This window comes from Evansella tamaricis (assembly GCF_019042215.1).
In the GTDB taxonomy this organism is placed as follows: Bacteria; Bacillota; Bacilli; order Bacillales; family Salisediminibacteriaceae; genus Evansella; species Evansella tamaricis.
Genome location: NZ_JAHQCS010000082.1, coordinates 1 through 13,307, shown reverse-complemented (window position 1 = coordinate 13,307; position 13,307 = coordinate 1). Strand labels below are relative to the sequence as shown.

General features: G+C 37.2%; 10 protein-coding genes. 4 read left to right on the top strand and 6 right to left on the bottom strand.

Annotated features, from left to right (window positions below; genetic code table 11):
* Positions 1 to 99: 99 nt before the first annotated feature.
* The gene (locus KS419_RS08340) at positions 100 to 678 is read right to left on the bottom strand and encodes a DUF5317 domain-containing protein (protein WP_217065772.1); all 579 of its coding nucleotides are present in this window, start codon (positions 676 to 678) and stop codon (positions 100 to 102) included.
* Positions 679 to 920: 242 nt separating this feature from the next.
* Positions 921 to 1,556, bottom strand: coding sequence for a PAQR family membrane homeostasis protein TrhA (trhA, locus tag KS419_RS08335; protein ID WP_217065771.1), 636 nt, complete (start codon positions 1,554 to 1,556; stop codon positions 921 to 923).
* A 411-nt stretch (positions 1,557 to 1,967) separates the two neighbouring features.
* Between trhA and KS419_RS08330 the strand changes: the two genes are divergently transcribed.
* Positions 1,968 to 2,891 carry a manganese-dependent inorganic pyrophosphatase gene (locus KS419_RS08330; protein WP_217065770.1) on the top strand — a complete coding sequence of 308 codons (924 nt, stop codon included), beginning with the start codon at positions 1,968 to 1,970 and terminating at the stop codon, positions 2,889 to 2,891.
* 86 nt (positions 2,892 to 2,977) lie between these two features.
* On the opposite strand, the gene KS419_RS08325 is transcribed toward KS419_RS08330, so the two are convergent.
* Both KS419_RS08325 and katX read right to left on the bottom strand, forming a co-directional pair.
* Positions 2,978 to 3,169 carry a hypothetical protein gene (locus KS419_RS08325; protein ID WP_217065769.1) on the bottom strand — a complete coding sequence of 64 codons (192 nt, stop codon included), beginning with the start codon at positions 3,167 to 3,169 and terminating at the stop codon, positions 2,978 to 2,980.
* 658 nt (positions 3,170 to 3,827) lie between these two features.
* On the bottom strand, positions 3,828 to 5,405 hold the full coding sequence (gene katX, locus KS419_RS08320) for a catalase KatX (RefSeq protein ID WP_380087964.1): 1,578 nt from the start codon (positions 5,403 to 5,405) through the stop codon (positions 3,828 to 3,830).
* Between the two features lie 315 nt (positions 5,406 to 5,720).
* Between katX and pfkA the strand changes: the two genes are divergently transcribed.
* Positions 5,721 to 6,689 carry a 6-phosphofructokinase gene (gene pfkA, locus KS419_RS08315; RefSeq protein ID WP_217065766.1) on the top strand — a complete coding sequence of 323 codons (969 nt, stop codon included), beginning with the start codon at positions 5,721 to 5,723 and terminating at the stop codon, positions 6,687 to 6,689.
* Between the two features lie 72 nt (positions 6,690 to 6,761).
* On the opposite strand, the gene KS419_RS08310 is transcribed toward pfkA, so the two are convergent.
* Both KS419_RS08310 and KS419_RS08305 read right to left on the bottom strand, forming a co-directional pair.
* A complete protein-coding gene (locus KS419_RS08310; protein ID WP_217065765.1) occupies positions 6,762 to 8,456 on the bottom strand; it encodes a M3 family oligoendopeptidase in 1,695 nt (564 codons plus the stop codon).
* A gap of 346 nt (positions 8,457 to 8,802) precedes the next feature.
* Complete coding sequence (locus KS419_RS08305) at positions 8,803 to 10,104, bottom strand: MEDS domain-containing protein (protein ID WP_217065764.1); 1,302 nt, start codon at positions 10,102 to 10,104, stop codon at positions 8,803 to 8,805.
* Positions 10,105 to 10,309: 205 nt separating this feature from the next.
* Here KS419_RS08305 and panE point away from each other — a divergent pair, with 205 nt between their 5' ends.
* Both panE and KS419_RS08295 read left to right on the top strand, forming a co-directional pair.
* Positions 10,310 to 11,230: a 2-dehydropantoate 2-reductase gene (gene panE, locus KS419_RS08300; RefSeq protein WP_217065763.1), complete on the top strand. Its 921-nt coding sequence runs from the start codon at positions 10,310 to 10,312 to the stop codon at positions 11,228 to 11,230.
* Positions 11,231 to 11,344: 114 nt separating this feature from the next.
* Entirely contained in the window at positions 11,345 to 13,201 is a 1,857-nt protein-coding gene (locus tag KS419_RS08295) for an LTA synthase family protein (protein ID WP_217065762.1), read from the top strand.
* The last annotated feature ends 106 nt before the right edge of the window (positions 13,202 to 13,307 follow it).

The following is a 13,307-nucleotide window of genomic DNA, read 5'->3' as shown; positions in this document are numbered from 1 at the left end:
CAACAACTACAGAACTAATAATTGCTAAATTAATAAGTAATTTTGTAACTTTGATACCTCTAGCTTGTCCTTTTTTCATCTTTTTGTCACCTCCTTATACTAATTTACTTTAGCAGCTGGAGAAACTTGTTTGACGCGTTTATGTTTAAGCATGAGGTGTTGGATAAAAACAAAAATCCCAATATTCATGATGATGTCACCAATACTTATTACTTGGTCCCGTGGATAGGGCTTTGTAATAGGTATAACATCACCTAAAAACCCAAGATATGTTGATTCTATATACGGAGTATGCTTTGCGTATAATCCATTAATTAAAGCATCAGCATACATTGGATCTAAAACGGCAGCAGCTTCCAGTGATACAGGCATCCTTCCACCGTTTACAGCCATCACAATAAAGTTTAGGAACACACCAATAAATATTAATAGGAATCCTTTATGATGGCGGTTAATATATAAGAAAAATAGTCCTAAAATATAAACTACTATGTATAGATATCCACTGATCATTCCTAAAAAATAGATTCTTTCCTGCAAGAGGTAAATTGAAAACTGAAAAATCAGGAGAATAGGGAAAACCCAACCGAATTTCAATTTCAAATCAGATATTCCAAGTAGAGTGCCCCGTCTTAAAAAACCAATAAGTAATGAGAATAAGATTCCATCTGCTACCATATTTGAACACCTACTCAAATGAATTAATTGTAAAAAGGTTCGTTCGTTATAGAAAACAATATCAGTATTTCTAGAATTTTGCAATAATTTAAAAAATTTTAAGGAAATAGAACTATTTGGAAAAATATAAAAGTCCTAGTTTTGTATAAATAAGTATAGGTATATGATATTAAAAGGTGCATCCATATATCGAACAGACAGTCTTGTCTTCATTATAGAAACTTTGTAATTGCTACTACCTATTACAGAAGAGACATTACAGCAAAAAAATGGACCGCTGTTCCACCGATAACGAATAAATGCCATATGGCATGATGAAACTTAAAACCTCTCCAAATATAAAAGATTGCTCCAAATGTATACAGTAACCCACCAACAATTAGGAGAGTTAATCCATAAGAAGGTAAATAGTCAACGATGGGATTCCAGGTAAATACAATCATCCAACCCATCAGGACATATAAAAGTGTGGAAGTAAATAAGAATTTTTTTACGAAAAAGCATTTAAATATGGTTCCAGCAATCGCTAGTCCCCACATGACCCCAAATAAAGACCATCCGAGAGCCCCTTGAATGGCAACGAATAAAAACGGAGTATAGGTCCCTGCAATAAAAAAGTAAATCGATGAATGATCAAGAATTTCGAAAACGTTTTTCGCCTTTCCTAAAGGGAGAGCATGGACAAACGTAGACGATGTGTATAAAAGGACCATTGTAACTCCGTAGAGGGTAAAACTTACGATATGCCAGACTGTCCCGTATAGGGAGGAGAAGACGATTAACAACACAAGGGCTGCAATACTGAGTAACGCCCCAATACCATGGGTAATCGTGTTTGCAATTTCCTCTCCTTTTGAAAAAATATGTGTATCTGCCATAAGAATCATTCCTTTATTAAAATTAAATTAGCTTATTTTCCTATCTTTCCTTATAGTAACATAGAGAATGGTTAATATTTATTTTAAAACGTAAGGAAGTATAAGTTTTGGCACCTTCGGAAGTGACAATCGGAGTCAAGGAGCGGACTTCTAGCTACTTCTTCGAATTCGCTGTCCAACGAGCGTATACTTCAGTGGCAGCACGCGAGGAGGAAGAGGCACTGCCCTACGCTCGTGTTCTTAGGCGCTGTTATCGTTCAATGTTGATTTTTACTTCAGACTATTCAATTGCCGTGTGCAATAATAATGTTAATTTCTACTAGAAGGTTAAATCGATATGAAAAAATTCGAAAAAAAAGTTGAATTGGTTGGAATGAAATGATAGAACATAATGGAAGGGGTGAGTTATATATGGAAAATACATTAATTTTCGGCCACAAAAATCCAGATACCGATTCCATATGCTCTGCAATTGCATATGCAACATTAAAATCAAAACTGGGTGTTAATTGTGAAGCGGTTCGTTTAGGTGAAATAAACGGAGAAACCAAGTATGCTTTGGACTATTTTAAAGTGGATGTACCAAGACTTGTTTCTTCCGTTGCAAAGGAAGCAACAAATGTTATCTTAGTGGATCATAATGAAAGACAGCAAAGTGCAGATGATATTCAAGATGTGCGTGTAATTGAAGTAATTGATCATCATCGAATTTCTAATTTTGAGACGAGTGATCCTCTTTACTACAGAGCAGAACCTGTAGGTTGTACTGCGACGATTTTAAATAAGATGTTTAAGGAACATGGTATAAAGATTCCAACAGAAATTGCTGGACTTATGCTATCAGCAATCATATCCGATTCTTTACTGTTTAAATCTCCCACTTTCACAGAAGAAGATTTACAGGCGGCAAAAGAATTAGCTGAAATTGCAGGAGTATCCAGTGGAGAATACGGCTTAGAAATGTTAAAGGCCGGTGCTGATATTAGTGATAAATCAGTTAATGAGCTTATTTCACTAGATGCAAAAGAATTTGATATGGCTGGGAAAAAGGTAGAAGTCGCTCAAGTGAATGCTGTTGATATGGACGAAGTTTTAGAGAGAAAAGAGGAATTGGAGGCAGTCATAACAAAGACTGTTGAAGAAAAAGGTCTCGATTTATTCTTATTTGTAGCCACTGACATATTAAATAACGATTCGAAAGTAATTGCTGTAGGAGAAGCAAAATCTGCTGTGGAAAAAGCCTTTAATGTTACATTAGAAAATAATACAGCTTTGTTAAAAGGGGTTGTTTCCCGAAAAAAACAAATTGTACCTCCACTGACAGAAAGCTTTTAACAGGTTCTGCCTGAAGGTTGGAAAAGGAACCAGGTCAATTTCCAATGTATTAAAAACGTAAACAAAAAGTTAAGGGTATAGACATTTTATTTGTCTGTACCCTCTTTGTTTATGCTTTCGTAACGTTTTTCGTTTAATTTATCCTGTTCTTCGGCTTTTTTAGTAGCTTTTTTGAGGCGATTCACGGTGATAAATGCTGCCAGAAAAACAAATATCATAATAATATAAGCGTACGCCATATTGTCTTGAGAAGGGTCTGGAAACGTAAAGATATCCATAAAACGGTACACGACCTTTCCGTAAAATTAATAAACTAATTACGTTTCTATTATAGCAAGTGAAATTATTATTACAATTCATTGGTCTTAGAGAGCCACATTACTTGTTAAAAAGAGTTACTGTCGATAAGTGTCATTAAGTTGTTCGGATTCCATTATTCATTAATTATCTACAAATAAAATAAGACTAACAAACTTTACTGTCCCCCGAAAGTTGAGTGAAATCTATCCTTTTAGGGGTTACATCACTTTGTTAGTCTTTTTAAAAGAGATAAGAAAGTATAAGTTTCTTATTGTTGTCTAGCTCCAGCGCCTACGGGCTCGGATCACTTCAGGCAGGCTGCTACTTGAGTTGCATTTTTGCTGCCTTGCGACGAGTAATCGCAGGAGCACAACGAAGCCAAAAAGCTATTCAACGAGGAAATCTTCACGAATATGCTTCGAGTTGCCTCGACGGACAGGGCGTCCTAATATCGGGCATTCCACAGGACGTGGCGCTTTGCCCGATGGACGGATACGCATCCTAAAAAAGCTAGAAGAGGAAGAGGCAGTGACTTTCGTTCGTGACCAAAGGCCTCTATTCCTCTACCAGCCTCTCTTCGTGACTTTTTGCATTGATGTATACTATCGGTGCCAGCGGGAAGCTCTTTTCTAAGTATTAATACGGATCAGATGGATGGCTGACTTCTTCCGCCTGGTGAACTGCTTTTTCAGTATCTGTTGAACCAATTGGTCCCCGATGTGTTGTATTCTCATCTGTTTTTGCACTCTGTAATCCTTCGGCAACCCTTCGTCCGTATTCAGGATCTGCATTTGTGAAGTTCTCTATCATTTGTTCTTGGATCTCTTTACGGCAACTCTTTAATGTATCCACCAGATTGGAGATGAGTTCATCCCTTTCAAAATTGGAGAATCTACGGTACGTTTCACCTGCTTGTTTAAAATTATTGGTCCGTTCTATTTGTTCCCGCTTTACTTCCCCTTCCACATATGGGGTATGATCTTCTCCACTTTGAGATGCTTCCTTCAACCCTCCGATAATGGAAGGCTCATAGTTCACATGGGGGTTTTGTTTTGGTGCTCGGTCTACACGATACTCCATTTGCCCATCCCTTTGGTTTGTGGCAACGTGTTTCTTTGGAGCATTAATCGGTAATTGCAAATAATTTGAGCCAACACGATATCTTTGAGTATCAGAGTAGGAGAAGGTTCTTCCTTGCAGTAACTTATCATCGGAAAAATCTAGTCCGTCCACTAAAACTCCTGTACCGAATGCTGCTTGTTCCACTTCTGCAAAGTAATTTTCTGGGTTTTTGTTTAACACCATTTTTCCCACTGGTTGCCAAGGGACATCTTCTTTATACCATAATTTCGTGGGATCCAATGGATCGTAATCTAATTCGGGATGGTCATCATCACTGATGATTTGGACAAATAATTCCCATTCTGGATATTCTCCAGATTCAATCGCTTCATATAAATCCTGAGTGGCATGATTAAAATTCTTCGCTTGAATGTCCTCTGCTTCTTGCTGGGTTAAATTGCGAATTCCCTGTTTTGGTTCCCAATGATATTTAACAAGGTGACCTTTTCCCTCTTTATTCACCCATTTATAGGTGTTTACTCCAGATCCTTGCATCATCCTGTAATTCGCTGGAATACCCCAAGGAGAGAACAGAAATGTTACCATATGAGTTGCCTCTGGCGTTTGGGACACAAAATCAAAGATTCGTTCTCCGTCTTGCAAGTTTGTAACGGGATCGGGTTTAAAAGCATGGACGAGATCAGGGAATTTTAGGGGATCTCGGATGAAAAATATTTTTAAATTATTTCCAACGAGATCCCAATTTCCATCTTCTGTATAGAATTTAACAGCGAATCCACGGGGGTCGCGTAACGTTTCAGGGGAGTGTCCCCCATGCACAACCGAAGAAAATCGAACGAAGACAGGAGTTTTCTTTCCCTTCTCTTGAAATAATTTAGCTCGAGTATATTTAGAAACTGGTTCGTCACCAACCGTACCATACGATTCAAAATAGCCATGGGCACCTGCTCCTCGTGCATGAACGACACGCTCAGGGATTCTTTCTCGATCGAAATGGCTTATTTTTTCAAGGAAATCATAGTTTTCTAAAGTTGTTGGCCCACGATTACCAACTGTTCTGATATTTTGGTTATCCGTTACAGGATGACCTTGTCTATTTGTTAAAGTCACTTCTGTTTCATTTGTCCCCATCCGTTTGTCCAATGAATCTCCAGCACCACTAACGTTCGTACCAAACGTTTGACCATCTTTTTTATGATTTTCTGACATTTTGAACACATCCTAATAATATAAAATTTTATGTATCTGGAAATATTTTGTTCAATTGGTTTCGAAACTATTCATAGGAAAGATATGGTTTTATAGGTTATAGAATAATACTCAAAAGAAACACTATCCTAATTAGGGTAGAACAAAAGAAAGTTTTGCTTGGATTTATTTCCCTTTATTTGCTATTGTAAAGTTTCAAGGGTATAAGACGATGAGATGAATGAAAGGAGTATATAAATGAAAAGAATAGGTGTTTTGACAAGTGGAGGAGATTCTCCAGGAATGAACCCGGCCATTAGGGCGGTTGTAAAGAAAGCGATTTATCACGGTTTGGAAGTTTATGGTATCTACCGAGGGTACGAAGGGTTAATGGAGGGGGATATAAAAAAATTAGAATTAAAGGATGTTGGAAGCATCATACATCGAGGTGGCACAATCCTATACTCTGCCAGGAGTGAACGTTTCAAAACGGAAGAGGGTCAGCAAAAAGGTGTGGAGGTATTAAAGGAGCATGGCATCGAAGGGTTGGTAGTCATTGGTGGTGACGGCTCTTATCGTGGTGCTAATCAATTACATAAGAAGGGTATACCAACGATTGGATTACCTGGAACGATTGACAATGATATCAATGGGACAGAGTATACATTAGGTTTCAGCACTGCTGTAAATACAGTAATGGAAGCTGTGGATAAAATCCGTGATACGGCAACGTCCCATGAACGGATATTTGTTATAGAAGTGATGGGGCGGGACGCAGGAGATATTGCTGCTTGGTCTGGCCTTGCAACAGGTGCGGAAAGTATTTTTATTCCGGAAAATAGCTCAGAAAAACCGGAGATGATCAATCGCTTAACGGCGGGGTTCCAAAGGGGTAAAAAGCACAGTATTGTCATTGTTGCAGAAGGGGTTGGCAGTGGGGAGGAGTTTGCAAAGTACATTGCTGAAAATAGTAATTATGAACCACGGGTAACCGTATTAGGATATGTGCAACGGGGTGGATCACCAGTTGCCTATGACCGCATTCTAGGAACAACATTGGGTAGTAGAGCTGTGGAACTGTTAATGGAAGGTATCTCAGGGAAAGCATTAGGGATGGAGAAGAGCGAAATATCCATTCATGATTTTGATTATGTTTTCAGTCCGGAATCAAAAGTGACTGATCCAATTGTGAAACTTGCAAAACTCTCCACAGAACTTTCTATTTAATAAATGTCAGCAGACTAACTAATGGATAGAGGCTGGGACAAAATAATGTCCCAGCCTCTTATACCTTTTAATTTATACTTCTAACTCTTCTAATTCCTTTTCTAGAAACTCCATTAATTCTTCTATCATTTCTTCTGAAAAATCGAAACGAATTCCTGCCGCCTCGTATACTTCAGGTAATGATTTGGAACTACCTAAACTTAAGGCCTTTTTATAGTTCTCTAAAGCTATCTTTGGATCTTCACGGTATTGTTTATACATTTGCACAGCCCCTAACTGTGCGATCACATACTCAATATAATAAAACGGTACCTCAAAGATGTGTAGGATTGGAAGCCATTGTAATTTTATGTTTTCCTCATATCCATTATAATTTACATTACCGGAATTCAATGTTTGAACCAGCTCGAAATATTTTTGGTTTCTCTCCTCCGGTGTATGATGGGGATTCTCATATAACCAATGCTGAAATTGATCTACTACCATTCCTGCTGGAAGAAAATCAATAATCCCTTTTAACTGATCTCTTTTAGCCCTAAGAAGGTCATTCTCAGACTCGTAAAAATGGTACCATTGATCCATTGTGAAGAGCTCCATTGTCATACTTGCTAATTCGGAGGATTCCATTGGAGTATCTCGATAACTCGAAATGGAATGATGCTTTTTAAAATCATTGTGTATACAGTGCCCCATTTCATGAAGCAAAGTTACCATATCACTTTGGCTGTTGGCGGAATTCATAAAGATAAACGACAGTTCTGATACAGGAAGGGGACTACAAAAACCACCCGGTGCTTTCCCTTTCCTTGTTTCAAGATCAAGCATCCCTTTTTCGTCCATCTCCCGAATTAATTGGGAAAACCGGGGATCAAGGTTATGAAAAATAGATGCAGAACGGTTAATCAGTTCTAATGCATTTTGGAAAGGTTTAAGTGCTTTTTGTCCATTGGGAACGCCCTTGACATCCCACGGTCGATAAACCTCTACTTCAAGTTCCTTTTGATGTTTCTTTTGAAGTTTTTCTTTTAGAGGTGTTACGTATTTTCGAACCGCATTAGCTAATTCCTTACAATCCTCTGGTGTGTAATCAAAACGCTCGTATTTTTTAAACATATAATCACGATAGTTGTTTAAATTTGCATTGTCAGCTTTTCTTTGTCGCAATGTAATTAATTCATTCATCAGTGCCTGGAGTTCTGTCTGTTTGGATTGAAATGCATCGGAAAATAAGAGATATGCTTTTCTTCGAATATCACGGTCAGGGTCCTCTAAGTATGTTCGGAGTTGGCTTAAGGTCACTTCTTCCCCATCCCAATCTACTGTCAATGCCCCTGTTATTTCAAAATATTCCGTTGCCAATCGGTCCTCTTCAATTTCAAGGTCCACATTTTCTTCTCGGAATAGTTCACTCGCATTCTGCTTTTTTTTGATTAGCTGTTCGTAATAATCTGGATTTAACTGGTCCTTTGCATCTGAATTTAAGAATTTTTCGTCTAATAGGGCATCGTATCGTTTGAAAATAGGTTCAATATATTTTTGATCATGTTCAAATGTTTTTTTCTGTTCTTCGGAATTGCTGTGACATTGAAAATCAATATAATGTCCGCTCAATCCTTCTTCAAGTGCATCATAAAGATCAGATTGATCTTTTAGGAAGTTTTCCAATTGAGTTACAGTCTCGATGGGTTGTGCTAATAGTTTTTTAAATTCTTCTTCAATTACATTTGGCTCATTAAAATTAAATTTTTCTATATAAAATTTCGCCATATTCAATCCCCTTTTTTTATTAGTAGATCCTTTTTATAAAGATACACCAGAATTTATAAGTTTTTGTCTGTTCGGGCATGTCTAGCTCCATCGCCTACTCGCTGCGGGGCACTTCGGAAATGACAACGAAGTCAAAGAGCGGACTTCGGTTGTCATTCCTCCACTGCCCTACGCTCGTGATCTTAGGCGATTACGCTTTTCTTATTGTCTAGCTCCATCGCCTACTCGCTGCGGGGCACTTCGGAAATGACAACGAAGTCAAAGAGCGGACTTCGGTTGTCATTCCTCCACTGCCCTACGCTCGTGATCTTAGGCGATTACGCTTTTCTTATGTATTTCAGGATAATTATAACGGAAATTCAATTCTTACGTTAGTACCTTTATCTAATTCACTCTCAACGGAAATACTACCTTCAAAATGCTGCACTAATTTATTTACCATATATAGACCAATTCCTTGACCTGATTCCTCTTCATTGAGTTTTTGATATTTTTCAAATAGCTTATTCTGCTGTTCATGGGACATGCCAATTCCATAGTCGATGATCTCAATTAGGACTTTTTGATGATCCGAATGGCCCTTCAGTTTCACCATACCCCCTTCATTACTGTATTTTATGGCATTACTTAGCAAATTGGAGATAATTAGTTTAAAACCCATCAAGTTGCCATTAATGATCACGTTTGGCTCCATATCAAGGGAGGATGTAAGAAGGATGTTTTGAGTTCGTGCTTTTCTGGTCATCACTTCTACAACCTCTTTGATAACTGGTACAACACTAATGAGTTTCTTTTTCCAAAATGTATCAATCGAGAACATTTGCTCTGTTTGAATGATGTGGTGGATTTCGTGGTCAATGGCAACAGAGTAATCTTCTATTAAACTAAGTTTTTGTTTGAGATGTTCATCGGTTACCTCCGATTTTAAGAGGGAAGCATAAGATTGAATAACAGTCAGTGGATTTCTTACTTCATGAGCCACTACGTGTATAAAATCCAGTTTTTGTTTGTAAAAATCCATCTCAGTTTCCATGTTTCTTTGGGCGGAAAGGGAAGGGAAGATAGTCTCATTGGAGTTATTGTATAGAGAAGATCTGACTAAATCGTGATCAGTCATAAAATACTGGTGACTTTTCATCATTTCTACAAGGATATAGGAAGGTACTGTCTTGCCGTCGTATGTACATAAAGTCATATATCCCATTTCACTGACTGTCAAATCCGCTTCCGACTCATAACAGTTTAATTTATGTTTAATATTGGGCTGTTCGCACCAATCCACATGTCCCCACACCCGAATAGATATATTTTGATTATAGAAGGGTTGGATGAGGTCTTTAAAGCGCTTAAGAACAAGACTAAAATTAAAATTACCATATTCTTGGTAAAATTCAAAGTTATTTTTATAATATAGCATGTCCTGAATGGTCTCCATGTCTAATTTTTTCTCCAGACGAGTAAGGACGGTATGGTAGTGTTCCTCACTTTCAATAAATACTACTTTTTGATTAAGTGTTTTTGCAGAAAGAATAAATGAAATGGCATTTTCAATATATAGTTCTTCGTCTTCGTAAAAATATAAAATATGAGATCCTTCTTTAACATTTAACTTCGTTGTGAGCGGGATGGTTTTATTTTTAATTTCCATAGGAACACCTCCAATACATATTTGTTGTCAAACGAGTGAATATATCCGTTTCAATCGTAAAATTATTTAGGAAATTAAGCAAACATTTTTTTAGAAAAAATTAGTAAATTATTGTCGAAAACCCTGCGAGAATAGGTTAGAGGAAAAATATTATGCAATGTCGAAGTAACATCTCTAGAACAATGTAGAGAGGGGATTCTAACAGATGAAAATACTCATATTGGGCGCAGGTGCCGTTGGAGGGTATTTTGGTGGAAGATTACTTGAAAAGGGCGAAGATGTTACTTTTTTAGTTAGGGAAAAACGGCAAGACCAATTACATAAAAATGGCCTTGTGCTGAAGAGCCCGCACGGAGATGCTGTCCTTCACCCAAAAACAATACAATCCACTTCGTCGGATGAACCATTTGATGTCGTATTTCTGGCGACTAAGGCATATCATTTGGATGGTGCTATAAAAACAATTGAACCATTTATTAGGGAGTACACGCTTATTATTCCTCTATTAAATGGAATAGAACATATGGAGGAATTACGAGCTTACTATTCTCCGGAGCAGGTTCTCGGGGGGATGTGTTTTGTGGAATCAACACTTGATAGAGACGGAGCTATCATACAAACGAGTGAAATGCATGAGCTTGTATTTGGTGATTGGAATGGACATCGAACAGAGCAAATAAAAGCAATAGAACAAGTTTTCTCTGGAACGAAAACCAATTTCCGCCTAAGTGAAAATATTCAACAGGAGATGTGGCATAAGTACTTATTCATCACAACCGTATCTGGGATCACTTCCTTAATGCGTTCTCCGATTGGACCAATTCGGGATACGTTGGAGGGGAGAACTTATATACAGCAACTATTTGAGGAAATTAGGCTCATTATGGAAAGTCATCGGGCACCGATCTTGGATGGAATTGTGGAAAAACAGATGCAAATACTCGAAAAACAGGCACCACAAATGAAGTCGTCCATGCTCCGTGATTTGGAAAAAGGGGCATCTATTGAAGCGGATCATCTCCAAGGATATTTACTGCTGTTGGCTGAGAGATATGGTGTGGAAACACCGTTGCTGCGCCTTGTTTATCAACACTTGAAAGTGTATGAAAAAAATATATCAGTGTAGTGCTCTGGGAGGAAGTTGAATTAACATATAAAGTGGTTTTTCTTTTTTGAAACTAATTCTTATCCCATATCGTCTACTTTAGTATTCTACTATATTTATGGGGGATAGGACGTAATGAAAAACTTAATACGGGAGCAGCCAATACTTTTTTCCATTATCACTTTGTTTTGGCTAAAGACGTTATTTGTCGGTTTGATTGATTTTAATATACGTATGGAAAACCCATTGCAATTACTCATTTTTATTATTAGCCCGTTACCATTCCTGTTAGTTGTTCTTGGTTTAATTTTCACATGTAAACCATGGAAGCAGTTTTTATTTACTATAATGTTAATGGTTATTACAACGGTAATTCTTTATGGTAATGGGATATATTATCGTGAGTTTTCCGATTATATTACGATTCCACTTTTGTTAATGGGAAATGTTTCTGACTTAGGTTCAAGTATTTTTGCATTAATCAACTGGTATGATTTTCTCTATATACTCGACGTGCCGATCGTTCTTTATTTACTTATACTTGGTTTGAGAAAGAAAACAGTTTTTAAGAAACATACGTTCGGTCAACTTCGGCCATATTTTATTTTTGTAGCGGTCATTTTTGTCTTAAATCTTGGTCTTGCTAATATTGAGCGTCCATTACTTTTAACAAGGTCATTTGATCGTGCTTTGTTAGTTAAAAATATAGGAATCTATCATTTTCATGTTTACGATGCTACCCTTCATGCCAATACGAGGGCACAACGGGTTTTTGCCAGTGAAGAAGAATTGGCGGAGATCAATGGCTACCTTGAAAAAAATATAGGTGATGCCACTGAAGATTTGTTTGGAATAGGAGAAGGGAAAAATGTAATATTGATTTCGGCGGAATCTGTTCAAAATTTTGTCATAGGGAATACAGTTAATGGGGAAGAGATAACCCCGTTTTTAAATGAATTAATCGAAGATAGTTTTTATTTTACGGAGTTTTACCATCAGACGGCACAAGGGAAAACGTCTGACTCCGAATTTTTAATTAACAACTCATTATTCCCCTTGGCACGTGGTGCTGTCTTCTTTACACATGCCAGCAATGAATATTATTCCCTACCTGAGATATTGGGAGAACATCACTATTATACGGCTGTTTTACACGCTAATAACGGAAGTTTTTGGAATCGTGATGCAATGTATAAGCAAATGGGATATGACAGATTTTATACGGAGGATGATTATTCAATAAACAAAGAAAACAGTATTGGTTGGGGATTAAAAGATATTGAGTTTATGGAACAATCAATAGAGCACATGGTTCAGATGCCACAGCCTTTCCATGTAAAACTGATTACATTAACGAATCATTTTCCTTTTGAGTTAGGTGAAAAAGATAAGTTTATAAAACCTTTCGATTCAAATAGTAAAACATTAAATAATTATTTCCCAGCGGTCAGGTATACGGATGAGGCCATAAAAATATTCTTTGATCGACTAAAGGAGGAGGACCTTTATGATGATTCAATCATAGTCATCTATGGCGATCATTATGGTATTTCAAGTTTTCATAATCGGGCAATGGGAACATACTTAGGAAAAGAAGTGACCCCATTTATAGAGGTCCAACTTCAACAAGTTCCCCTGATCATACACATACCGGGATTATCTGGTGAAAAAAATGATACTGTTGGTGGTCAAATTGATTTGAGACCAACGTTACTTCACCTCTTAGGAATTAAAGCCGAAAACCAAGTTGTATTTGGAAACAATCTTTTCTCTCAAGATAGGGAGGATTTAGTTATCTTACGGAATGGAAGCTTTATAACTAAAGACTATATATATACAGATGATTTATGCTATTCGAAGGATGAGGAAATGAAAGTGGAAAAGATGATGTGTGAACCATATTTCGATGAAGTGAAGAATCAGTTGGAATATTCAGACCGAATCATATATGGTGATTTATTAAGGTTTAATGACTTTCAAAAAAATGAATAATAAAGAAGAATGAGGCTGGGACATAACTAAAGTGTTTAATTGGAAATCCGAACAATACACAACAATAGCGAAGGAAATATACGTAGACTCCTGCGGGATTAAAGGC

Coding starts and splice junctions, on each gene's coding strand:
- KS419_RS08340 (WP_217065772.1), bottom strand. CDS start 678: ATGGTAGCAGATGGAATCTTATTCTCATTACTTATTGGTTTTTTAAGA.
- trhA (WP_217065771.1), bottom strand. CDS start 1,556: ATGGCAGATACACATATTTTTTCAAAAGGAGAGGAAATTGCAAACACG.
- KS419_RS08330 (WP_217065770.1), top strand. CDS start 1,968: ATGGAAAATACATTAATTTTCGGCCACAAAAATCCAGATACCGATTCC.
- KS419_RS08325 (WP_217065769.1), bottom strand. CDS start 3,169: ATGGATATCTTTACGTTTCCAGACCCTTCTCAAGACAATATGGCGTAC.
- katX (WP_380087964.1), bottom strand. CDS start 5,405: ATGGGGACAAATGAAACAGAAGTGACTTTAACAAATAGACAAGGTCAT.
- pfkA (WP_217065766.1), top strand. CDS start 5,721: ATGAAAAGAATAGGTGTTTTGACAAGTGGAGGAGATTCTCCAGGAATG.
- KS419_RS08310 (WP_217065765.1), bottom strand. CDS start 8,456: ATGGCGAAATTTTATATAGAAAAATTTAATTTTAATGAGCCAAATGTA.
- KS419_RS08305 (WP_217065764.1), bottom strand. CDS start 10,104: ATGGAAATTAAAAATAAAACCATCCCGCTCACAACGAAGTTAAATGTT.
- panE (WP_217065763.1), top strand. CDS start 10,310: ATGAAAATACTCATATTGGGCGCAGGTGCCGTTGGAGGGTATTTTGGT.
- KS419_RS08295 (WP_217065762.1), top strand. CDS start 11,345: ATGAAAAACTTAATACGGGAGCAGCCAATACTTTTTTCCATTATCACT.